23 protein-coding genes are annotated in these 22488 nt (G+C 71.1%); 11 read left to right on the top strand and 12 right to left on the bottom strand.

The annotated features are described in order from the left end of the window. Positions 1 to 92 precede the first annotated feature (92 nt). Positions 93 to 1301: a restriction endonuclease gene (locus ABD978_RS36490; protein ID WP_345364882.1), complete on the top strand. Its 1209-nt coding sequence runs from the start codon at positions 93 to 95 to the stop codon at positions 1299 to 1301. 178 nt (positions 1302 to 1479) lie between these two features. Here ABD978_RS36490 and ABD978_RS36485 read toward each other — a convergent pair whose 3' ends face one another. The 4 genes from ABD978_RS36485 to ABD978_RS36470 form a co-directional block, all read right to left on the bottom strand. After that, the gene (locus ABD978_RS36485) at positions 1480 to 2298 is read right to left on the bottom strand and encodes a hypothetical protein (protein ID WP_345364880.1); all 819 of its coding nucleotides are present in this window, start codon (positions 2296 to 2298) and stop codon (positions 1480 to 1482) included. Positions 2299 to 2389: 91 nt separating this feature from the next. Continuing rightward, on the bottom strand, positions 2390 to 3379 hold the full coding sequence (locus ABD978_RS36480) for a hypothetical protein (protein ID WP_345364878.1): 990 nt from the start codon (positions 3377 to 3379) through the stop codon (positions 2390 to 2392). Between the two features lie 89 nt (positions 3380 to 3468). After that, positions 3469 to 3975 carry a hypothetical protein gene (locus tag ABD978_RS36475; RefSeq protein ID WP_345364876.1) on the bottom strand — a complete coding sequence of 169 codons (507 nt, stop codon included), beginning with the start codon at positions 3973 to 3975 and terminating at the stop codon, positions 3469 to 3471. A 45-nt stretch (positions 3976 to 4020) separates the two neighbouring features. Next, positions 4021 to 4986 (bottom strand): hypothetical protein, encoded by a 966-nt coding sequence (locus ABD978_RS36470; protein WP_345364874.1) that lies wholly within the window; start codon positions 4984 to 4986, stop codon positions 4021 to 4023. Positions 4987 to 5152: 166 nt separating this feature from the next. Here ABD978_RS36470 and ABD978_RS36465 point away from each other — a divergent pair, with 166 nt between their 5' ends. The 4 genes from ABD978_RS36465 (at position 5153) to ABD978_RS36450 (ending at position 10219) form a co-directional block, all read left to right on the top strand. Further along, positions 5153 to 7348 carry an MMPL family transporter gene (locus ABD978_RS36465; protein ID WP_345364872.1) on the top strand — a complete coding sequence of 732 codons (2196 nt, stop codon included), beginning with the start codon at positions 5153 to 5155 and terminating at the stop codon, positions 7346 to 7348. A gap of 5 nt (positions 7349 to 7353) precedes the next feature. Next, on the top strand, positions 7354 to 8496 hold the full coding sequence (locus ABD978_RS36460; RefSeq protein WP_345364870.1) for a sensor histidine kinase: 1143 nt from the start codon (positions 7354 to 7356) through the stop codon (positions 8494 to 8496). 1 nt (position 8497) lies between these two features. Next, entirely contained in the window at positions 8498 to 9136 is a 639-nt protein-coding gene (locus tag ABD978_RS36455; protein WP_345364868.1) for a response regulator, read from the top strand. A 237-nt stretch (positions 9137 to 9373) separates the two neighbouring features. Then, a complete protein-coding gene (locus tag ABD978_RS36450) occupies positions 9374 to 10219 on the top strand; it encodes an LLM class flavin-dependent oxidoreductase (protein WP_345364866.1) in 846 nt (281 codons plus the stop codon). Positions 10220 to 10290: 71 nt separating this feature from the next. On the opposite strand, the gene ABD978_RS36445 is transcribed toward ABD978_RS36450, so the two are convergent. The 6 genes from ABD978_RS36445 to ABD978_RS36420 form a co-directional block, all read right to left on the bottom strand. Further along, positions 10291 to 11436: a serine hydrolase domain-containing protein gene (locus ABD978_RS36445; RefSeq protein WP_345364864.1), complete on the bottom strand. Its 1146-nt coding sequence runs from the start codon at positions 11434 to 11436 to the stop codon at positions 10291 to 10293. A 254-nt stretch (positions 11437 to 11690) separates the two neighbouring features. Further along, positions 11691 to 12569 (bottom strand): 2-hydroxyacid dehydrogenase, encoded by an 879-nt coding sequence (locus tag ABD978_RS36440; RefSeq protein WP_345364936.1) that lies wholly within the window; start codon positions 12567 to 12569, stop codon positions 11691 to 11693. Positions 12570 to 12894: 325 nt separating this feature from the next. Next, positions 12895 to 13137, bottom strand: coding sequence for a hypothetical protein (locus ABD978_RS36435; protein WP_345364862.1), 243 nt, complete (start codon positions 13135 to 13137; stop codon positions 12895 to 12897). A 50-nt stretch (positions 13138 to 13187) separates the two neighbouring features. Continuing rightward, positions 13188 to 14360 carry an acyltransferase family protein gene (locus ABD978_RS36430; protein ID WP_345364860.1) on the bottom strand — a complete coding sequence of 391 codons (1173 nt, stop codon included), beginning with the start codon at positions 14358 to 14360 and terminating at the stop codon, positions 13188 to 13190. 151 nt (positions 14361 to 14511) lie between these two features. Then, positions 14512 to 15369, bottom strand: coding sequence for a DUF459 domain-containing protein (locus ABD978_RS36425; RefSeq protein ID WP_345364858.1), 858 nt, complete (start codon positions 15367 to 15369; stop codon positions 14512 to 14514). Positions 15370 to 15398: 29 nt separating this feature from the next. Beyond that, the gene (locus tag ABD978_RS36420) at positions 15399 to 16205 is read right to left on the bottom strand and encodes a DUF459 domain-containing protein (protein WP_345364856.1); all 807 of its coding nucleotides are present in this window, start codon (positions 16203 to 16205) and stop codon (positions 15399 to 15401) included. 218 nt (positions 16206 to 16423) lie between these two features. Between ABD978_RS36420 and ABD978_RS36415 the strand changes: the two genes are divergently transcribed. Beyond that, complete coding sequence (locus tag ABD978_RS36415) at positions 16424 to 17158, top strand: poly-gamma-glutamate hydrolase family protein (protein WP_345364854.1); 735 nt, start codon at positions 16424 to 16426, stop codon at positions 17156 to 17158. A 21-nt stretch (positions 17159 to 17179) separates the two neighbouring features. On the opposite strand, the gene ABD978_RS36410 is transcribed toward ABD978_RS36415, so the two are convergent. Further along, positions 17180 to 18052, bottom strand: a complete 873-nt coding sequence (locus ABD978_RS36410; protein WP_345364852.1) for a helix-turn-helix transcriptional regulator — start codon at positions 18050 to 18052, stop codon at positions 17180 to 17182. 140 nt (positions 18053 to 18192) lie between these two features. Between ABD978_RS36410 and ABD978_RS36405 the strand changes: the two genes are divergently transcribed. The 3 genes from ABD978_RS36405 (at position 18193) to ABD978_RS36395 (ending at position 20151) form a co-directional block, all read left to right on the top strand. Continuing rightward, positions 18193 to 18981 (top strand): alpha/beta fold hydrolase, encoded by a 789-nt coding sequence (locus ABD978_RS36405; RefSeq protein ID WP_345364850.1) that lies wholly within the window; start codon positions 18193 to 18195, stop codon positions 18979 to 18981. 48 nt (positions 18982 to 19029) lie between these two features. After that, positions 19030 to 19632, top strand: a complete 603-nt coding sequence (locus tag ABD978_RS36400; RefSeq protein WP_345364847.1) for a TetR/AcrR family transcriptional regulator — start codon at positions 19030 to 19032, stop codon at positions 19630 to 19632. Positions 19633 to 19854: 222 nt separating this feature from the next. Further along, on the top strand, positions 19855 to 20151 hold the full coding sequence (locus ABD978_RS36395; RefSeq protein WP_345364846.1) for an MFS transporter: 297 nt from the start codon (positions 19855 to 19857) through the stop codon (positions 20149 to 20151). 65 nt (positions 20152 to 20216) lie between these two features. Here the strand turns inward: ABD978_RS36395 and ABD978_RS36390 are convergent, their stop codons facing one another. After that, positions 20217 to 20480, bottom strand: a complete 264-nt coding sequence (locus ABD978_RS36390; RefSeq protein WP_345364844.1) for a hypothetical protein — start codon at positions 20478 to 20480, stop codon at positions 20217 to 20219. Between ABD978_RS36390 and ABD978_RS36385 the strand changes: the two genes are divergently transcribed. Then, the gene (locus ABD978_RS36385; RefSeq protein WP_345364842.1) at positions 20479 to 21057 is read left to right on the top strand and encodes an RNA polymerase sigma factor; all 579 of its coding nucleotides are present in this window, start codon (positions 20479 to 20481) and stop codon (positions 21055 to 21057) included. The two genes, ABD978_RS36390 and ABD978_RS36385, sit on opposite strands and share 2 nt — an antisense overlap. Before the next feature lie 11 nt (positions 21058 to 21068). Continuing rightward, positions 21069 to 22145 (top strand): hypothetical protein, encoded by a 1077-nt coding sequence (locus ABD978_RS36380; protein WP_345364840.1) that lies wholly within the window; start codon positions 21069 to 21071, stop codon positions 22143 to 22145. Positions 22146 to 22488: the final 343 nt, after the last annotated feature.

Raw genomic sequence — 22488 nt, 5'->3', positions numbered from 1 at the left:
TTCAACGCTGCAGGCCGGTCGGGAACCCCGTACTGGTCGCAGGGCTCCGGACGACCTGGTGGATTGTCACCGCCTAGTGGTAGAAATCGGGCATGTCTCCCGCCACTCCAGCGGAACGAAGGGTTTCCTTCGCTGATATCAGCACCGCTGATCTCTTCATTGACTCCGTCTACGCCGGAGGATCCAGCGGGCATGCAGGCGATGGCCCGATCGCCAAGCTCATACCCGGTGTCGGGAATCAGGGGGGTTTCCGGCACTGTGGATCGCCGACCAGAGGTACTGTTCGCGTCTCGGTTCTCTACACAACGGGCGGTGAACTGGACTGGCCGGACTACTTGGACTTGCAGACCGGTACCTTCACCTACTTCGGAGATAACCGCACGCCAGGTAGAGAGCTGCATGACACTCCCCGTAGTGGCAATCTCCTGCTACGTGATGTCTTCACCGCTGCACACGGGTCCACCGCAGGGCGCGCCAAGGTCCCGCCGTTCCTGCTGTTCGAGAAGGTCGGCCAGGGGCGCGATGTGAGATTCCGAGGCATGCTCGCGCCTGGCGGCCCTGCTCTGACCGCCGATGATGAGCTGGCCGCCGTCTGGCGAGCCGCCGATGGCCGACGCTTTCAGAACTACCGCGCACGCTTCACGGTGCTGAACGAGGAGAAGATTTCCCGGTCCTGGCTCACACATGTCTTGGTCGGCGGTGACCCCCTCATTAGCGGATGCCCGGAAACCTGGAAAGCCTGGGTCTCCAACCGTACCTACACTCCGCTGCTCGCGCCTGCCACTACAACGATCAGGTCTAGAGCCAGGCAGATGCCGGATGACCCCCAGGGCGCAGGAATCTTGGAGGTCATCCGCGAGCACTTCCGCGGACGCGAACATGGCTTCGAAGCCTGCGCAGTCGCTTTGTGGCGACTGCTAGCTCCGGCGACCGGAGAGTGTGATGTCACACGCCCTAGCAGAGACGGCGGCCGCGACGCGGTGGGCAAATACGTCATCGGCCCGCCGGCTGACCGCATCGCCATCGACTTCGCCCTGGAAGCAAAGTGCTATGCAGCGACGAACTCCGTCGGCGTGAGAGAGGTCTCACGGCTGATTTCACGGTTGCGTCACCGCAACTTCGGAGTCTTCGTCACGACCTCCTACTTCGCCCAGCAAGTTCAAGAAGAGGTGCGCGATGACGGCCATCCGATTGCTCTTGTGTGCGGCCGTGACATCACCGATGTCCTTCGCCAACATGGATACAACACTTTCGACGACGTTCGCGAATGGCTGAGGCAGGATTTTCCGGCTTTGCAGTAGCCCGCTATGGGCCGCAGGCATGGATATCTAAGCTGCTGTCCGGATAACGTCTCAGTCCTACAGGGAATCACTCCAACGAAGCGCTCGGTCAGACGTAGGCCGCACAGCGAAGGCGCCCCAGATCGGTGGAGTTTTCGTTGGCGGCTCTCCAGCCCCATCACGTCACTCTGGGAGCGTGCTACTTCTCCTCGGCGGCGGATTCGAGTTCGCCGGCGCTGGCGGCTAGGGCGGCTCGGCGTTTGCGCAGGGTGGCTACGCGTTCGTTGACGGACAGGGTCTTGTGGCGCTCGGCGTGGACGACGGGGATGCCGCGTTCGGCGGCGCTCTGCGCTAGGGCCTCGCCTACCTGGGGCATCATGCACAGGGCGAGGCTGGAGAAGAGGCCGGCGGTGACGGTCTTCTCCTTGCGGATCCGGCCTCGGTAGACGATCTCGCAGGCCACCCGGTCCGGCAGTTCGCCCTGGGGGTCGTCCTCGATCCGGTCCTCCAGGTCCACGGACATGGCCATGACGATCTGGAGGACCTTGGTGACGGCCCACTTGCGGCCGGGGACCGGTGGGAGCCGGTTGCGCAGGTCGTCGATCGCGAAGTCCCAGACGGCGCCGGCGGCGAGCTCGCCCACCATGCGAGTGCGGATCTCCAGGACGCGTTCCCACTCGACCTCGTCGCCGTCGAAGCCGATCTCCTTCGGGCCCACCGCGATCGCGCCGAAGCTGTCCAGCGGGGACAGCAGCTTGCCGATCAGGGCGGGGGCCTTCGGGTGCCGGGTGATGAGCGCGCCGATCGACAGGCGCCACTCCTCCGTCAGGGGAAGGACCGGTGGCGGGACGGACCTGAGCTGTTCCATCACCCAGTCGTTGCCGTCCTTGGCCGCCGCGGCGGCGGTGCCGCCGACCCGGGTCGCGCCGCGTCCGGTGGCGCGGACCGCGTGCGCTCCGGTGTCGAGTGCCGCCGACGCCGTACGCCGCGCATCGCCTACGCGGTCCCTCAGGCCCATCGAGTCCCTCCCGTCCCCCGTCGGTGCGGAGAGCCTACTGGGGCGGTCTGAGGACTTTCGGGGCGGCCGTAATCGTCCCCGGGAGTAGGCCCTACAGGTCGTTCCGCAGGTCGGCCGCCGCACGGAGGACGGCGGACCATTCGGTCGGGGTCGGGTCGACCTGGGTGTGGGCGGTGAACAGCGGGTGGAGCTCGACGACGGGGGCCTCGCCGGTGGCAGGGTCGAGGCGATGGGCCAGCGCGAGCATGTCGGGCACCGGGTTCTTGCCGAGGCGCTTGGCGATGGCCGCGAGGAGTTCGTCGAGGGCGGCGGAGTCGTCGAGGGGCGGGAAGGTGACCGCTTCGCCGCAGCGGCGGGCCTGTTCCTCGTACCGGTCCGCCCAGAACTCGACCTGCCAGCCGGGCCACAGGTCGGTCAGCTTGGGCAGCAGGCCGGGGACGGGCTCGATCGACCACGCGCCGGCGGTGCGGGAGCGGACGTCGACGTGCAGGCCGCCGTCCGGGATGACGGGCAGGGTCACCTGGGCGAGGCCGTCTGCGGGGAGGCGGTCCAGCAGGCCGGGGCCCTGCCAGGCGCTGTGGTCGTCCGCCCAGTCGAACGGGTACACGAGGAGCCGGCCCGCCTCGTCCCGTACGGTCACCAGGTGCGGCGGCCAGTCCTTCGACGGGTTCGGCTGCAGGTCGTCCGGCATCTCCGGATCACCGGCGGCTCGGACGATGGCGCGGTCGAGGCCGACGTGGGCGGCGAAGTCGCCCAGGCCGTCGTACGCCCAGCGGACGTCCCAGCCCGGCCAGGTGCGCGACAGCAGGCGCGCGAAGACGCGCTTGGCCAGCAGGTTCAGCATCAGTTCGTCGCCGTAGAAGAGGAGCCGGCGGGTGCGATGGTCGACCAGGGCACCGCCTTCGGCCCAGATGTCGTCGAGCCATTCGTCCTGCGCGGACTGGTGCTGCGCGGTGATGAAGCGGGTGGCCGCCTCGGGGCCGGCGACCAGGACGGAGCAGATCCGGCCGGCGGCCCAGTGGTCGTAGTACAGCCGCCAGCCGGTGTCGTCTACCAGGACGAAGTTCGCGCGCTGCCCCATGGCGTTTCATCCTGGCGCGCGTCGGGCGCCCACGCCACGGGATTACGTGGCCGCGGCCTCCGCGCGGATCGTACGGGGGCTTCGGCGCCTCACCGGTCCCGCCACAGGGCCGCGGTCTCGCTGGTCGACTTGATGGTGACGGGCTCGCCGGGCGGGGCGGGCCACACCTGGATCAGGTACTCCTCCACCGGGTCGCCGTCCGTACGGGGGTCGCCGTCGTCGCGGTTGCGGCCGTGGACGCGCAGTCGGTAGTCGCCGGGGCCGGGCAGGTCCAGCCGCTCGGCGGGGTCGTCGCCGCCGCCCGTCGTACCGAAGTCCAGGAACGCGGATCGCCAGGCGACCGACACCTCGGCGACGTCCTGCCAGTCGTTGGCGACCGGGGGCGGGGCGTCGTCCCAGAGTTCGGCGGTGACGGCGATGTCGCCGATCTCCTGGCCGCAGATGACGCAGGCGCCGTCGCCGTCGGGGTCGGCGTCGACCAGGCCCGTCGCGGTCCAGTCCGGTTCGAACTCCGTCACCAGGTCCTCGCCGACCAGGTCGACCGTGGACGCGTCCACCCACACCTCGGCGGAGGTCCGGCAGATCAGAGTCGGCATGGTGGCGGATCCCTTTCTCGTACGAGAGGCGCTCCGGGAAGACCGTTACTGGATGTTCAGCCTGATCGGGTGGGAGGCGTCCACCGGGCAGGTGAAGACGCGGAGTTCGCCGTAGCGGCCGACGACGATGTCCGGGTCGTCGCCGCTGTCCATGGTCAGGAACAACCGCATGCGCGCGCCGCAGGAGCAGTCGATGGGGGTGAAGTCGGTCAGGTGCCAGCTGGGCCAGCCGCCGACCTTCCAGCCGGGGCGGCAGGCCAGGACGCGGTTGAACTCGAGGTCACGCGCCTCCGCCCAGCGGTCGCCCTCATCGAAGAGGTCTTCGGGCAGTTCGTCCTGCTCCGGGAGGTCGACGATCTCCAGCGGGGCGATGGTGCAAGGGTGCGGGAGGTAGGACTTGTCCGCGCGGTCCGGCCGGGGAGGGTGCGTCAGCGTCGTCGCCACGGTGGACGACGATCGATAGCGCAGTTCGACGGTGGGGCCCCAGTAGTAGCGCTGGCCCGGGAGGTCGCTGTGGTCGTTCGGGCACCACAGCACCTGGAGGACGTCCATCCCGGCCGGCCAGTGGTCTCCCGGTACGTCCCGGGCGTAGAGCTGGATGACGGGGACCATCGGGACGCCGGGACCGGAGGTGTCCTGCACCGAGCGGATTCTCTCCCAGTTCGTCATGTCGAGCGCCGACGCGCCCGCCATGATCTCCGTTTGGATCCGGGCCTCCTCGGCCGTGACCTCGTAGCCCCGGCCCGGATTCTGACGGTGCCGTTCCTTCATGGCGTGGTCGATCCGCTGCCAGGTCTCGCGTTCCTCGTCCGTCAGCTTCTCGCGCACCTCCTTGAGGTGGGGCGCGGGGCAGACCGGCCACGGGTCGTCCGCCGGCCACAGCAGCGGCCCGCCGACGGAGCTGTCACCGGCGCCGGGAGAACCCGCCGCCGGCCGCAGCAGGGTCGCCGGGCGGGCGTACGGCGCGAACGCGGGGATGTCGGCGATCAGGGACTCAGCGGATGCCGACAAGGTCGCGATCCTCTCCATGGCGGTACGGCGGGTCCCGATCATGGCACAGGGCGCGTGGAGCGGGTCCCCGGGGCGCGGTGACGCCCGCCGTCCACCGATCGGTGGACGGCAGGTTCGACCGGTCGATGCTGTCGGCGGCAATGGCCCCGCGACCAGCATGAACGGCATGAACAATCCCTCTGTACGTGTGGCGCGGTGGAGCGCGCGCCGCCCCTGGCTGGCGATCGCCGGGTGGTTCCTGTTCGTGGTGGTGTGCCTGGGCGCCGGGATCGCGGTGGGCGGTCACGCCGCCACCTCCGAGGACTACCGGGTGGGCGAGGCCGGGCGGGCCGAGGCGATGGCCGCGAGCGGCGGCCTGCAGCAGAGACCGCTCGAGCGCGTCCTGATCTCGACGAAGGACGGCCGGGGCCTGGGCGCCGCCGCCGACGCGGCCGTACGGGATGTGCGCGAGCGGATGACGCGGCTCGCCGAGGTGGAGTCGGTGGCGGCGCCCGTACGGTCGGCGGACGGGCGGTCCGTACGGATCGACGTGACGATGAAGGGACCCGAGCTCGACGGGCGGAAGCACATCGATCCCCTGCTGGCCCAGACCGCGGCGGTCCAGCGGGCGCATCCGGATCTCCGGGTCGAGGAGTCCGGCAGCCCGTCCATCAGTAAGGACGTGCAGGGACAGCGCGGCGAGGACCTGTCGCGTACGGAGCTGTTCGCCCTGCCGGTGACGCTGATCGTGCTGCTGCTGGTCTTCCGGTCGGTGGTGATGGCGCTGGTGCCGCTGCTGCTGGCGGTCTCCTCGATCATGGCCGGGGTGGGGCTCTCGATGCTGGCCTCGCACGCCTTCCCGGACGCCGGGGTCGGGACCAACGTCATCCTGCTGATCGGCATGGCGGTCGGGGTGGACTACACGCTCTTCTACCTGAAGCGGCACCGGGAGGAGCGGGCACGGTCCGGTGGGCGGCTCACGCCGGCCGCCGCCGTGGAGATCGCCGCCGCGACCTCGGGACGGGCGGTGCTGGTCTCGGGGCTGGCGGTCGCCGCGTCCAGCGCCACGCTGTACCTGGCGGGCGACGTCATCTTCGGCTCGCTGGCGACCGGCGCCATCGTGGTCACGATCGCGGCCGTGGTCAGCTCGGTCACCGTCCTGCCCGCGCTGCTGGCCCTGCTCGGCGGCCGCGCGTCCCGGCGCGCCGCGCGGAGGACGCGGCAGACCCAGAACTCGGCGGGCGGTGGCGGGCTCACCTCGGCTGCGCTGCGCCCCGTCGCGCGGCGGCCCGTGCTCATGCTGGGCGTCGCGGTGGCCGCGATGCTCACCATGGCGGCTCCGCTCACGTACATGAAGCTGACCGACGTCGGGCGGGAGACCTACTCCCGCGAGCTGCCCGCCATGCGGTCCTTCGACCGGGTCAACGCGGCCTTCCCCGAGCTGAAGTCGGTGAACCAGGTCGTCGTCCAGGCCGCCTCGGACCGGCAGCCGCAGGTGGCCGCCGCGCTGGACGCGCTCGCCGCCAAGGTGAAGAACGACCCGCTGTTCGACGGCCGGACCAGGACCCGCGTCTCGGCGGACCGCCGGATCTCCGTTCTGGAGGTGCCCGTTCCGGCGTACCCGAGCGAGGTACGGGCGCAGAAGTCGCTGAAGCATCTGCGGGCGGATCTCGTCCCGGCGACGGTGGGGAGGCTCGCGGGCGCCGAGACCGCGGTCACCGGGGACGTCGCCCGGTACGCCGACTACCCGGAGCACCAGAAGCAGCGGCTGCCGCTGATCCTCGGGGCGCTGCTGCTGGTCACCTTCGTCATCACCGCCTTCGCGTTCCGCTCGGTCGTCCTCGGGCTGGTCGGCGTCGTGCTCAACCTGCTGTCGGCCGCCGCCTCGCTCGGCGTCCTGACCGCGGTCTTCCAGCACACCTGGGCGGAGGGACTGCTCGACTTCACCTCGATGGGGTCGATCGGCTCACGCGTGCCGCTGTTCCTCTTCGTGATCCTGTTCGGGCTCTCGATGGACTACCAGGTGTTCACACTCAGCCGGGTCCAGGAGGCCGTACGGAGCGGCGTCCCGGCCCGGACCGCCGTACTGCGGGGCATCGGCGGCTCGGCCGGCGTGGTGACCAGCGCCGCGGTCGTCATGGTGACGGTCTTCGCCTCCTTCGTCCCCCTGCACCTGATCGAGATGAAGCAGATCGGGTTCAGCCTGGCCGTGGCGGTGCTGCTGGACGCCTTCGTGATCCGGCTGGTGATCCTGCCCGCGGTGATGCTGCTGCTCGGTGACGCCGCCTGGTGGCCGTCCCGCCGCCGTACCCTCCGCTCCGGAGACGGCGGACGGGGTGAGGTCGCCGACCCCCGGGGCCAGGTCGTGGGGAACGTAGGCTGATCACCATGGCGACCCCCGACGACCCGGTCCGGTTCCTTCGCCGGTACGCGCCGGTGTGGGCGCTGCTCGGCCCGGCGCCTGAGGTCGTGGCGGGGCTGGGCGATCCGGCGGGGAGACGGATCTGGTCGACGGCGGTACCGATCGCCCTGGGCCTCGCGTGCGCGGTGTCGCTGCGGGTCCCCGGGCGCCGTCCCTGGTTCCCGTACGCGCTCGTCGTCGGCCTGTTCGCGGTGGCGATGCTGCGGGACGGAGCCGCCTCCCTCTACGTCGTGTCGCTCCCGTACTTCTGGGTGCCCTCCGGCACCGCCCGGCGGTCGGTGCTGCTGAGCGGTGCGGGCGCGCTGGCCGCCGTCGCCGGGGGCGCGCTGAGCGGCGCCTCCGCCGGCGGGAACGCCATCGTGACCGTGGTGGCCTGCGTCGCCGGCACCGCCTTCGGCCTGACCGCCCGGCGCGCCCTGGTCCGGTCCGACGAACGCGCCCGCCGGCTCGCCGGGGAACTGGCGACCACCCAGGCGGAACTGGCCGAGGCGTACCGCCGGCAGGGTGCCGACGCCGAGCGCGAGCGGCTCGCCCGGGAGATCCACGACACCCTCGCCCAGGGCTTCGCCTCCATCGTCGTGCTCGCCGAAGCCGTCCGGTCGGATCTCGCCGCCGACCCGGACGGCGCCGCGCGGCGGCTGCTGTCGATCGAGCGGACCGCCCGCGACAACCTCGCCGAGGCGCGCGCGCTGGTCGGCCCGTCTCCCGCCCCCGGGGGCGAGGGCGAGGGCGGTTCGATCGCCCGGACCCTGCGCCGCATCCTCGACCGCTTCGCCGAGGACACCGGCGTCACCGTCGACGCCGAGCTGGACGACGTCGCCTGCGATCCGGCCACCCGGATAGCGCTGCTGCGGTGCACCCAGGAGTCCCTGAACAACGTCCGTAAGCACGCCGCCGCCTCCACCGTCGGCGTCGTCCTGACCCGGCAGCCGTACGGCGTCGAGCTGGAGATCACCGACGACGGCCGGGGGTTCACGGTCGGGACCGTTAGGGGGTTCGGCCTCGCCGGGATGCGCCGCCGCCTGACCGAACTCGGTGGCGACCTCACCATCACCAGTTCGCCCGGCGACGGCACCCGCGTCCTCGTCGTACTCCCCACCGAGGAATGACATGTCCGAAGAGGTACTCCGGGTCATCCTGGCCGATGACCACCCCGCCATGCGGGCGGGCGTCGCCGCCCTGCTCGCCGCCGAGCCCTCCATCGCCGTCGTCGGTGAGGCGTCCGACGGCCGGGAGGCGGTCGAGCTGGTCGAGCGGCACGCCCCGGACGTGGCGCTGCTGGACCTGCGGATGCCCGTCCTCGACGGTGTCGCCGTCACCTCCCGGATCGCCGCCGGTCCCGGGACGACCCGGGTGCTGATCCTCACCACCTACGACACCGACACCGACATCGAGCGGGCGGTCGAGGCGGGCGCCGTCGGCTACCTGCTGAAGGACACCACGCGCGAGCAGCTCATCGACGCCGTCCGGTCCGCCGCCCGCGGGGAGACCGTCCTGGCCCCGCGGGTCGCCCAGCGCCTCGTCGCCCGGATGCGCCGACCTGCCCAGCCGGCGCTGACCCCCCGCGAGGTCGACGTGCTGAAGGCGGTGGCCGACGGCCTGTCCAACGCCGAGATCGGCGAACGGCTGGTCATCGCCGAGGCGACCGTCAAGACGCACCTGCTGCGCATCTTCGCCAAGCTCGACGTCACCGACCGCACCCGCGCGGTGGTGATCGCGCTGGACCAGGGCCTGCTCAGACGCCCGTGACGGGCTCGTCCCGGACATCGTCGCGCTGGACCAGGGTCTGGTGAAACGTCCGTGACGGGCTGGCACCGAGCTTGATCATCCGGCTTGCCGGGTCAACGGCGCTCGTCCTACAGTGAGATCACTTCTAAGAGGCGCTCTCCCGGAAGTACGCCGCAGAGCGGGAGCGTCCCACCTTCACCAGGTGCCGAAGGGGCGGCAGATGTATTCGTCGACCCTTCCCTTCGGAGGTGCTCTCTCATGAACGTCGGTATCGGCCTGCCCATCGGCGACCCGGCCACCCTGCTCGACTGGGCGCGGCGCGCGGACGCCGGGCCGTTCAGCACGCTCGGCCTGCTGGACCGCCTCGTCTTCGACAACCCCGAGCCGCTGATCGCGCTGGCCGTTCTCGCAGGCGCGACGTCCCGCGTCCGCGTGCAGACCGAGGTGCTGCTGGCCCCGCTGCGTGACACCGCCCTGCTCGCCAAGCAGGCCGCCACCCTCGACCGGATGACCGGAGGCCGCCTCGTCCTCGGCCTGGGCATCGGCGGTCGCGAGGACGACCACCAGGTCGCGGGCGTCCCCGTCAGCTCCCGCGGTCGCCGGCTCGACGAGCAGCTGACGGTGATGCGCCGCATCTGGGCCGGCGAGCCGTACGGTGACGAGGTCGGGCCGATCGGTCCCGCGCCCGGCCGGCCCGGTGGGCCCGAGGTGCTGTTCGGCGGGTTCAAGCCGGTCGCGCTGGAACGCGTCGCGCGCTGCGGCGACGGCTTCCTCGCCGCCGCGCCGCCCTCCTGGGCGGGCGGGCTGTTCGACACCGTCCGTACGTTCTGGAAGGAGTACGGCCGCGACGGCGAGCCCCGCATCGTCGCCCAGGTCAACGCCGCGCTCGGCCCGCAGGACGTGGTCGACGACGCCCGCGCCCGCATGCACGCGTACTACACCTTCACCGGCATGGCCGACCGGATGGTCGCCGGGATGCTGACCACGCCCAGCGAGATCCGCGACGCGATCGCCGCCTTCACCGACCTCGGCGCCGACGAGGTCATGCTCTACTGCTACGGGCTCGACCCGGCCCAGGTGGACCGCCTCGCCGACGTCCTCTGAAGCCGGACGCGCCACCGGTGATTCCGGTCGGCGGCTCGGCGGTCGGACCGCCGAGCCGCCGTACGGTCCGGTCAGCCGCAGAAGGCGGCCTCGGTGACCTTCTTCAGGTCGGCGCGGAAGTTCGGGTCGGCCTGGAGTTTCTCGTCCGTCTGGTTGTAGGAGATGATCGCCTGCCGCTTGCCGTCCTTGCTGGTGTACGCCCAGGTCCGGTAGCCGGGCCAGCCGCCGTCGTGGCCCCAGGCGCTGCCGCAGCGGAGGCGTACGCGGTAGACGCCGAGGCCGTAGTTCTCCGGGGTGCCGTCGTCGATGACCGCGCGGGTCGTGGTCAGCTCGCGCTGCTGGGCGCGCGGGAGCAGCCGGCCGGTGAACAGGGCCCGGTGAAACTTCGCGACGTCGTCCACGGTGGAGATCATGCCGCCGGAGGTCCAGCCGCTGGACGGGCTGATCAAGGTGCTGACGTCGCCGTACGAGCCGTAGTAGCCGTGGACGTACGGGCCGGAGAAGCCGGTGCCTTGAGGCATCGAGGTGTGCTTCAGGCCGAGCGGCCGGATGATGCGCCGGCCGATCTCGGATTCCACTCGATGCCCGGTGACCTTCTCAATGATCATCCCGGCGAGGATGTAGTTGGTGTTGGCGTAGCTCCAGCCCTTGCCCGGCTCGAACAGCGGCTTCTTCTCCAGCGCGATGTCGACCAGTTCCTGCGGCTTCCACACGCGCTCGGGCTGCGTCTGGATTCGCGGGTCCAGGGCGTACTCGTTCAGGCCGCTGGTGTGCTGCAGCAGGTTCCGTACCGTGATGTGGCGGCCGTCGTTGCCGCCCGCCCGCACGACGCCGGGCAGCCAGTGGTCCACGGTGTCGTCCAGGGAGAGCCTGTGCTCGGCCACCAGCTGCAGCAGCACGGTCGCGGTGAACGTCTTGCTGATGCTGGCGATCCTGATCTGCAAACGGGGGTCCATCGGGGTGCCGGTCTCCTGATCCGCGACACCCGCGCCGAGGTGCGCGACCTTGTTCCCCCGGCGCGTCATCACGATGACGCCGGGCTGCCCGTCGGCGACGAGGCGGTCGACGGCCGTCCGCAGCCCCTTCGGCTGCCGCCCATCGGCCGTACCGCTCGTGGCCTTCGTGGGGGTCTGGCGGTCGGCCGCGTACGCGAGCGGTGCGCCGACGGTCGTGACGACCGCCGCCGCGAGCAGACCGGCCGTCGCACGTCGGGCCACAGTTCCAGCGCGAGCCATTACGTCTCCAGGTTCAGGGTGTGTCTGTCGGTGACGTGATCAACTCTGCTGGACGGCGGATGGTCGCACATTGGTCCCAACCGGCGTATCCGGAGGTGTACCTGGCAACACCCCGGGTTCGTTCGACTTCGCCACCTCGGCGACGTCCGGCCGGCCCCCGGCGTGCGGATCGGCCTTCCGGCGTCGCCGCCGCCCGCGCCGCCGGGCTCGTACGGGCCGCGGGGTGGTGCCGCCGGTCAGGCCGGGCGGGTGACCTGGTTGAGCAGCGGTTCCCCGGCGGCGAACCTGCGCAGTTGCTCGGCGATCAGGCGTTCGGCGCGCGGGTAGAACGTCGCGGAGCCGCCGCCCACGTGCGGGGTGATCAGGACGTTCGGCGTCGACCAGAGAGGGTGGCCGGGCGGTGGCGGTTCGGGGTCCATGACGTCGAGGGCGGCGCGCAGCCGGCCCGAGCCGGTCTCGGCCAGCAGGGCGGCCGTGTCGATGGTGCCGCCGCGGCCGACGTTCACGACGAGGGCGTCGTCGGGGAGCGCGGCGAGCAGGCGGGCGTCGAGGAGGCCGGTGGTCTCGGCGGTGAGCGGCAGGGTGGACACGAGGATGTCGGTGTCCGGGAGCAGGTCCGGTAGTTCGTCGACGCCGTGCACCGACTCGGTCGGGCGGGGACGGCTCGCCACGCGCCGTACCGTCGTCTCGAAGGGCAGCAGGCGGGCCTCGACGGCGGCGCCGATCGAGCCGTACCCGAGCAGGAGCACCCGCGAGCCGGCGAGCGAACGGGTGAAGTGCGGCCGCCAGCGGTCCTCGGCCTGGTCGCGGACCCATCGGGGCAGCTCCCGCTGCGCGGCCAGGATCAGGCCGACCACGTGCTCGGCGACGCTCGCGTCGTGCAGGCCCCGGCCGTTGCACACCGTGACGCCCGGCGGGACGTGCGGGAGCAGCGCGTCGACGCCGGCGCTGAGGCTCTGCACGACCTCCAGCTTCGGCATCCGGCCCGCGAGCCGGACGGTCTCGGGTCCCTTCGCGTACGGCAGCACGTAGAGCCGGACTTCGGACAGGTCCGCCGGGGCCGGGCCCGTACCGTCGTAGACGCCGACGGTCAGGGAGTCCGGCCAGCCGCCCATCAGGTCGGCGACGTGCGGCCAGGGCACGAGCGTGTCGGGCGGGACGCTCAACGAGGTGACCTCCCGTACGGGCGTGGCGCGGGGCAACGACATCGGCGCCGCTGCGTACGGGCGGCGCGGCCGTCACCGGGCGGCCGCCGCCTGCCCGCCGGTGGCGTCGTCGGGCCAGCCTACGACGGGCGGCGCGGCGAGCCGGCCCCGGGCGCCGAACGACTGCACGCGCCGAAGGCGGCCCGGGGAACCGGCCGAGAATTGCGTCCGCCCCTCCCCCCGGGCGAACACGCCGTATCCGGAAGAATCACCGAGCTCCGGCGGATTTCAGCGACTAGCCGGAGAAGTCCGTCACGTTCCAGTGCGTACCCGCGTTCCTGTTGCACATTTCAGCGACATAGCGCGGCGTGAATCCATTCTGCTGGGCATACGCGTTGATGCCCGCGACGGACTGGCAGATGCCGCCCGCCCGCCGCAGCACGCCGGCCTCCGCCGGAGCGCTGGTCACACAGGTCAGGCCAATGATCGTCATTGCCACGAGCGCCACACCGACGCCCTTTGTCTTCGAGATACGCATGGTCACACTCCTTCGTGAATTGGTTGGCACACGTCCACAGTGGCCAGTCTCTACGGTCCGCTGACCTGGATATCGTCGCGCTGTTCGACAGGGGCCGACGGCTGGAGGAGAATCGCCGCGCAGGCGACCATCGTCGCCACGGCCAGGAATGCGGGTGCCAGCACTCTCATCGGCCTGCGGCTGTGCCGCAGCGGGTTCTCCACCATGTGGTACGAGGCGGTCGCGACGACGGCCGTGGCGATCGCGGCCACGATGACCCGCTCCGCGGCGGGCCACTGCGGGCGTTCGGCGGCGAGGAACACCCAGATCGGCCAGTGCCAGAGGTAGAGCGAATAGCTCACCTTGCCGATGGCGACCAGCGGCCGTGAGCCCATGACCCGCGCGGGGAGCCCCTCCGGCGTGAGGACGAGCGAGCCGATGAGCGTGGCCGCCGCGGCCCCGGCGACGGCCAACTGCCAGGTGTACAGGCCGCGGTCGTTCAGGTTCGCGGTCGACCATAGGCAGGCGAGGCAGACGCCGGCGAGGACGCCTGCCGGAGCGGTGACACGCGCGGGCAGCCTGCGGTCGACGACCGCCGGTGAAGTGGAGAGCACGGCGAGCAGCGCGCCCAGCGCCAGTCCACCGGCACGGCAGTCGGTGCCGAGATAGGCGCGATCCGGCGCGCCGGGCAGGAACAGCAGGTGCATCGCCGTGTACGCGCATCCGGCGCACAGCAGGGCGGCGCAGGCCAGCACCCGGCGCGAGCCGACCGTACCCATCAGCACGACGAAGACCAGCGGCCACACCAGGTAGTACTGCTCCTCGACCGCCAGCGACCACAAGTGGTTGAGCGGTGCCCGGTCGACGGGCATGCCCCAGTAGCCGACCTCGGCGAAGATCGAGTACCAGTTGGAGCCGTACACCAGCGCGGCGAGGGTCTGGGAGTTGACGGTGTGGCGCATCGGCGTTCCGGCGCCCAGATGCATCCAGACCTGGACCGCCACCAGCACCGCCAGCACGGCCGGGAACAGGCGACGGGCCCGGCGACCCCAGAACACCGCCAGCCGGGTCGTCCCGGTCCGAGCGCGTTCCGCGAGCAGGAGCCGGGTGATCACATAGCCCGAGATGACGAAGAACAGGTCGACGCCCAGGAAGCCGCCGTGCAGCGGGAGACCGAAGTGGTAGGCGATCACGGCGAGCACCGCGAGCGCGCGCAGTCCGTCCACCGCGGGGATGTGCGACACGCGGGCGACGCGTCTCCGGCCGTCGGCGATGGGTTCCGGTTTTGTGGTCAGGCGGCCTCGGGACCGGGGGACGCCGGCACCGGGCGCCCCCGAGAGGCGGGCCGGTCGTGACGGGACCAGGTCCGGCACCGGGTTCCGGCGGCGCGGGTGGTCAGGACGCATGGGCGTGCAGATCGGCGTGGATCGAGTTGAGGATCCACGCGGCCAGCCGGTCGCGCGCGACCGGGGCGGGGTGACCGGTCTCGTCGTAGACGGGGATGCCGGAGATCACCGCTGGGCAGTCCTTGTCGTCGGCGCACATCTGGCCGTGCAGGTCGAGCAGTCGAAGGCCCGGGTTTCGTTTCGCGCCGGCTCGCAGCGCGGCGTTCATCGCGTTCGACCAGCGCCCGTTGGTCTCGTTCCAGTACGGCTTCGCGTAGTCGGTGACGGTCGTCAGGAACACGCGGGCCCCGCCCGCCCCGAGTACACGGACGGCGCGGTCGAGCTGTGCGTCGAACCGCGTCCGGAACACCGGATCGGTGATGGACGTCGGGTGGTCCTGCCCGGGAAGCTGCTGCGGGTTGTGGGTGTCGTAGATCCCGGATTCCAGCAGCACCGCCCTCGGGCGGACCCGGGCGACCAGGGTCCGCCAGGACTCCGGCCAGTCGTTGCACGCCGGTTTGGGGAAGAGCCGTCCCGACTCCAGGACCTTGGCGGGCTGCATGATCCCACAACCGCCCCGGGCCGCCGGGGTCACGGCGTTGTGCCGGTCCCGGTCCGCGTCGGCGACCTTCTCCATTCCGATGCCGAGGGAACGGCCCCAGGAGTCCCCGACCACGAGAACGCTCAGGTCTCGGACGTCGGGACGCAGCGCCGCGTCGCCCAGCGGCGGGACCACCGGGTTCGCCGCCGGCCGTACGGGTGGTCGCGTCGCCGCCCGGCAGCCGGTGCCGCCTCCCGGCAACAGGCCGACCGCGCAGCAGCCGACCGCCGCCGCGCGCAGAGTCGCCCGCCTCGTGATGCCGATCACTGGCTCTCTCCTCCTCGAGTGAGCGCGTGTCATCCGGTTCGGTGGCCGGCGGCCGTCCACAGGGTGCTGAGGATCCAGGTGCCGAGCCGGTCGTGAGCCGGAGCGGTCGGGTGGCCGGTCTCGTCGTAGACGTCCATGCCGTGGACGCGGGCCGGGCAGTCGTCGTGCGCGCACAGTTGGCGCCGTACGTCGAGCAGATGGACATCGCGACGGGCGTTCCGCCGGACGACGGTCTCCACCTGCCGGTTCATCTCTCGGGCCGTACGGCCTTCGGTGCCCTTGCCGATCACGGCGGTGCCGACGTAGACGGCGGCGCCCTGGGCGCGCAGCAGACCGATGGCCCGGTCCATGTTCGCCTGGTACCGCTGCCGGAACACCGGGTCGCCGAGGTCACGCGGTCGACCGCCGTCGATCACCTGGGGCGTCTGGTCCCAGTACGCGGTGTACAGCACGACGGCCTGCGGCCGGTACCGCTCGACCAGCCGGGGCCACTGTTCGGGCCAGGTCCGGCAGGCCGGCCTCGTCGCCGTGAGCCGGCCGCCGGGCGCCTCCCCGGTCGGCAGCATGATGCCGCAGCCGCCCTGAGCCGCGTTGACCACGGTGTATCCGCGCGCCTTACCCGCGTCCGCCATGCCGACGCCGAGGTTGCGCGCCCACGAGTCGCCCACCACGAGGACGGTCAGCCCCTTGGCCTGTGGGGCCGGGCCCGGCAGACCCAGCGGTGGAGCGCCCGCCTCCGCCGCGTTCCTCCCGTTCGCCGACGGAGGAGCCTCTCTCGTCGGATGGCCGCAGCCGACGACGCCGCCGAGCAGCATCGCGACCGCGCCCACACCCATCGACCGGATAATCCGCACGTCGCCCCCGCCAGGCCGCCCCGCCACAAGATCAGACAGAGACGTAACCGAACGTGATCATCCCTAATCCGAGCGCGAGCCGATCGGTTGGCAAACATCGGTTCCGCAGGACGCAACGTGCGACGGGTGCGACCTGACCGGTTGACGCAAGATCATTTTCTAGGCTTGGCTGGCTCGTCCCCTGACTGGATGAGGTGGCAGTGAAGAAGCAACTCGTTCTGGGCACCGCCGGACTACTGGCGCTGACGGCCTGCGGCTCGGGACCGGCGGGGCGGAAGACCGCGCAGGCGGCTCCGGTCGCGCGGGGCGTCCAGGTCACGGCAGGTGATACCTACCGGAACTACGCCGACCTGGCGCGGCACGAGAAGGAGGGCCTGGACTACAAACGTGTGCAGAGGACGCCGCGCGGCGCGAACGTGGCGCAGATCGCGATCCACGGCGGCCTGATCGAGTCGCCGACGTCACAGCTGGCCGACTACGCCGCGAGCCATGGGCACGACGCCTACTACTCGTTCATGGGGATCAAGAAGTCCGGCAACCAGAAACTGCACCTCACCGCCACCCACTTCGACGAGCCCCGGGCGTTGAAGCTCGTCAAGGCCTCGAAGTACACCGTCTCCTGGCACGGGGCCAAGGGGGACCGCCCGGTGACGTACGTCGGCGGCCGGGACACCGTGCTCGTCAAGAAGATCATCAAGGCGCTGAACGCCAAGGGGTTCAAGACGGCGGTGCCGGCGTCGAAGATCGAGGGCCAGGACCCGAAGAACATCTGCAACCGGAATCAGCGTGGGAAGGGCGTGCAGTTGGAGATCAGCACGGCGCAGCGGAAGGCGTTCTTCGCGGGCGGACGGCTGGACCTGGACTGGATCGCGAACCCCGCCCACCGTACGAAGGCCTTCTACGCCTACGTGCAGGCGGTGGACAGCGTCCTCTGAGCCCGAGAGGGCGCGGGGAGGTCAGCGGCCGCTGTGGGCGGTGCGCCAGCGGCCGGGTGACAGGCCCTCCTGGCGCTGGAAGAACGTGGTGAAGTTCGCGGCGTCGTCGAAGCCCAGGCGTTCGGCGCAGCGGGCGACGGGCAGGTCGGTGTGGGCGAGGAGGCGTTTGGCCTCCAGCAGGATCCGCTGGTCGAGGAACCGCTTGGCGCCCACGCCGGCGGTCGCCCGGGTCGCCCGGGTCAGGGTGCGCGGGCCGTGGCCGAGGGCGCGGGCGTAGTCGCCGACGTGGTGCCACCGGGTGAAGTGCTCCTCCACGGCGGCGCGGTAGCGGCGGAAGACGGTCTGGTCCGCGGGCGCGGCCGGGGCGGGCGGCTCGGCGGGGTGCACCCGCAGTACGAGGGCCGCGAGCAGGTGGGCGAGGACGGCGGGCGAGGCCAGGCGCGGGTCGGCGACGGCCGCCGCGTGCTCCTGGGCCAGGTGGTCCGCCGCTCGTACGCTCAGCTCCCAGGCGCGCTCGTCGAGGCGCCGGCCGGCCGGCGCGAAGGCGTCCGCGGCCGCCCGGGCGGCGGGGCCGGCGGGCACGAAGCCCTGCTCGAACAGGATCAGCGGGCCGTCGAGGTCGTCCACGTCGGTCCAGCGGTGGACGACGCCGGGCCGGATCCACACGACGCCGCGCTCGCGCAGGTCTTGGTCGACGAAGTCGGCCGTGTGCCGTCCGGTGCCCGACCGTACGAGGGCGAGGACGTGGAAGTCCGGGCGCTGCGGCCGGACGCGCCGGCGGCCGGGGTCCATGCGCCGCAGCCCTTCGAAGCTCAGCACCTCGACCCCGAAGCCCGCTCCGGGCGCCGGGGAGTAACGCAGTTGCCGGACTCCGGGGAGCTGACCGTTTTCCACAATGACGACGTACCTTTCCACCGTGTGCCCCGCCGACCGCGACCCTAGCGTTGATCCCGTATCTGTGCAGGAAGCGACGGGTGAACACCTGGTTCCGGCGGTCCCGTACGGGCGGTCGGACGTTGGCGGAGGAGATCACGGTGCGAACGGAAACCACAAACGGTGGCGCGATCGAGGTGCGGCGGCGGAACGGAGTCGGGCCGACGCTGGTCCTGCTGCACTACTGGGGCGGGTCCGCGCGGACCTGGGACGCGGTCGTGGAGCGGCTGCCCGCCGGGCGCGACGTCGTCCGGTTCGACCAGCGCGGCTGGGGTTCGTCACGGCGGCTGCCCGGCCCGTACGACCTCGACCGGCTCGCCGACGACGTCCTCGAGGTCGTGGCCGGCCTCGGTCTGGAGCGGTACGTCCTGGTCGGGCACTCGATGGGCGGGAAGGTGAGCCAGCTCGTCGCCGGGCGGCGCCCCTTCGGGGCGGCGGGGGTCGTGCTGGTGGCGCCGGCGCCGCCGCGGCCGCCCGCCATGGTGACGCCCGAGTATCAGCGGGTTCTCGCCCAGGCGTACGACTCGCCGGAGAGCGTGGAGCAGGCGCTCGACCAGGTCCTGACGGCCACTCCGCTGGACGCGGCCGTCCGGGACGCCGTCGTGCGCGACAGTCTCGCGAGTGACGCCGACGCGCGTCGGGAGTGGCCGCTCAGGGGCATCGCGGCGGACGTCTCGGAGGCCGTCGAAGGGATCGACGTGCCCGTTCTCGTGCTGGCGGGCGAGCAGGACCGGGTCGAACCGCCGTCCGTCCTGCGCGAGCACCTGCTGCCCGTGATCCCCCACTCCCGGCTCGAGGTCGTCCCGAAGGCCGGGCACCTGCTGCCGCTCGAGGCGCCCGACGTGGTCGCCTCGCGGCTGGAGGAGTTCGCCGCCGGCCTCGACCGCTGATCGGCCCGATATTGCATCGGTCGGTGTAAAACCGGTAGCGTCCCGGGCATGGCGCGACCGAGGACGTTCGACGAGGACCGGGTCCTCGACGCGGCGATGCACGCCTTCTGGGCGAACGGCTATGAGGCCACCTCGACACGGGACCTCTGCGAGGCCGTCGGCCTGGACCGCAGCAGCGTCTACAACGCCTTCACCAGCAAGCGTGAGCTGTTCAAGCGCGTGCTGACCCGTTACATCGAGGCGATGACCGGCCCTCAGCTCGAGATCCTGGAGGACGAGGAGCGGTCGGCGGCCGAGCGGATCCGCGCCCTGTTCGACCTGATCATCGACGGCGAGTCGGAGAACCGGCGCGACGGCCACCCCGGCTGCCTGACGGTCAACACCACGGTGGAGCTCGCCGGGCGCGACCCGGAGATCGACCGACTGCTGGAGCGCGACCTGGCCCGGCGGCTGGCGGCGCTTCGGAACGTCCTCGCGGTGGGGCGGCGTACCGGAGACGTCACGTCCGCGCGGGACGCCGACGACCTGGCCCGATTCCTCAACGCCGTGATCGCCGGCATCCGGGTGGCCGCCCAGGGCGGGGCCGACCGCCCCGTCCTGGCGGCGATCGCGGCGACGGCGCTGGACGCCCTGCTGCCCGTCCCCCGCTGATCCGCGACCGACCGCATTCCCGCATTCGCGTACCCATGTTTTGCATCGATCGGTGCAGAACTCGACCGAAGGTCGATCCGCCCATGCCCCGTGCATCTACGTGCTGGCCCTCGGCATCTTCGCCATGGTGACCAGTGAGTTCGCCGTCGCCGGGCTCATGCCGCAGCTCGCCCACGGGCTGAACGCCACGATTCCGCAGATCGGCTACCTCATCACCTCGCCGTGGCCATGGCCGCCGGCGGGCCCGTCCTCAGCGTCGCGATGCTCAGACTGCGCCCGAGAGCGGCGCTCATGATGCTGTTCGGGATCTTCCTCGCGGGCAACCTGCTGGCCGCCGTCGCGACCGCGTACCCGGTCATGCTGGTGGCGCGCATCGTCACCGGCGTCGCGTCCCAGGCGTTCTTCGGCGTCGCCATCTCGCTGGCGGTCCAGCTGACGCGGCCGGAGGTGCGCGGCCGGGCCATCGCGGTCGTCATGAACCCATCGTCCTCGCCGAGCGGCCACCTTCCCCATTCCTGAGCGAAACGCTGGATGAATCGCCATGCACTCGCGCGTGCCCGACACCACGCTTGGCGCAAGGTCGGTCAGTGGCTGAGGTTACTTCTCGGCCTGGTCGAGGTCGTCGACCGCGAGATCTGGATGGAGCCGACGCGCAGCCTCTGGATCAGGCCACGGTGGTCGGCCGGGTCGACCGGCCCTCGGCCCGGCAGCATTCGGACCTGCCGATCCGCACCCTGCTCCAGGAAGGTGGCAGCTTCGAGAGCCAAGGCGCTGACCAGCGCTGAACGTTTTGCCGTATCGGTTGGCAATCCCTGGATGTGGGGCAATCCGGCTGCGAGGAGAGTCATGACATCTGATCCGGATGATGCGGAGTTGATCGCCAGGTCGCTCGACGGCGATCAGGATGCCTTCGTCGAGGTCGTCCGGCGTCACGAGGCAGCGGTGGGTGCCTACCTCACGCGACGGGCCGGCCGGGAGTCTGCCGAGGACCTGCTCGGTGAGGTGTGGGTGGCGGCGTTCAAGTCCCGGGCGAAGTACGACCGCGCGTTCCCCGACGCCGGCCCGTGGCTGATCGGCGTGGCGCACAACACGCTCCGGCGGTACTGGCGATCCCGCCCGGCGGAGGAGCCGGTGGCGGACATGAGCGTTGTGGCGTCCGGGTGGGATCCGTGGGCCGCCGTGGACAACCGTGTCGACGGCGAGTCGGTGCTGCGGCGCGCTCTGGCGCTGCTCGGGCCGCAGCAGCGGGAGATCTTGACCCTGGTCGCCTGGGAGGACCTGACCGTCGCCGACGCGGGGCGGGTCCTCGGCATGCCGCCGGGAACAGCGCGCCGTCGCCTGCACGAGGCACGCATGGCGCTGCGAAACGCGCCAGGAATGGTCGCGCTGTTGACCGATCAGAACGCGGTGAAGGGGGCCAACTGATGGTTGACGAGATGGACCTGCTGAGGCGCCTGGAGGGCGCCGAGGCGGTGCGGCCGGCCGCCTTTGACAAGGCGAGGGCCGTGCTGCAGGCGGCGATGGCCGTGGAAGAGGTATCGGAGAACAAAGGGACGACGGAGGTCGAAGGCGTGACGGAGATCAAGGCGGCATCTCGCAGGCGGACTCGGCGGGGCGCGCGCCGTACGGCGGGCTTCGGCGCCGTCGGACTGGCCGCGGCCGCGGCGGTGGCGCTGGTCGTCACGTCCACATCGGCGTCGAGCCACAAGACATCGGCGAACGGTGGTCCTTCCGCGGGCGCGACGTCGGCAGCGGCGAACCCGATCCTTGCCAAGCTGGCCGCGGACATCACGCCGCTGCGAGCCGAACTGTCGGGCGACGCGACGCTGGAAATCCGTAACCAGTCACCGACCAGTGACGCGGTGGGCGGTAACGGCGTCGACCTGTTCAGCGACGACGGCACCTACTACTGGGCGGTGAGCAAGAAGTCCCTGGTGAAGGCGGTCAAGGATCCCCATCATGAGGATGAGGGGCAGTTCAAACGTGACATCGCGGCGGCGCTCTACGCCGTGAAGGGCGATATCGGCACCGCGCGCGCACGGATGGCCGTTGCCAACCTCGTCCCGGGCAAGCCCCACCCGGACCCGACCCAGGCCGCGAACGAGAAGCTCAAGGCCATCGCCAAGGCGAAGGGCAAGAAGTATGTGCCCTTGAAGCCGCTGACCCCTGCGCAGAAGAAGGATCAGACCGAGAACTTCATCTGGACGAACTCTCTCGACGCGCTCGTCGCGGCACCGGAGAACCCCCAGGTTCGGGCCGGCGTGCTCCGAATCCTGGCGTCGATGCCGCACGTCAAGGTCACGAAGACCACCACCGCCGGCCAGCCCACGCTCACGCTGGCGGACAGTTGGCCCAACTTGGACCACTCGGGGCTCGTCGAGTCGCTGGTCATCAACGCCAAGACAGGCTCTCCCGTCGCCCTGTTCAACAGGGAGCCGGGCAAGCCGCTGAACGCGACGTACTACCACACCTCCCGGGTGAGGCTCGCCGACATCAAGGCCGGCAAGTTCTGACCCGCTACCAGTGAGAACGTACGGGCCGCCCGGCAGCCGGGTGGCCCGTACACGTGTAAAGCGGTCGAAGAGAATGCCGCGGTCACGTCCGCGACCCGCGCCCGAGTCCGCCCGAGTACTACGGAGCCGCGCTTGAGCGGCTTCACGACCTACAGAACTCGGTCGCCACCAGACGCTCGCCCTACATGCGTGTCGCCGACACCCAATGCCGAGACTTTCGGTTGTCTTGACGAGACAAGCCAGTTAGCCGGCCAGGGTCACGTCCACGCGGGTGGTGTATGAGCGGGACTGATGCCCCTATGGATGTCAAGCCGGCGTTGGGGCTTTGGCGGATCGGGGGTCG

Source organism: Actinoallomurus liliacearum (assembly GCF_039542035.1).
GTDB lineage: Bacteria > Actinomycetota > Actinomycetes > Streptosporangiales > Streptosporangiaceae > Actinoallomurus > Actinoallomurus liliacearum.
Note: the sequence above shows the minus strand (reverse complement) of the source record. Positions and strands in the feature narration are given on the sequence as shown.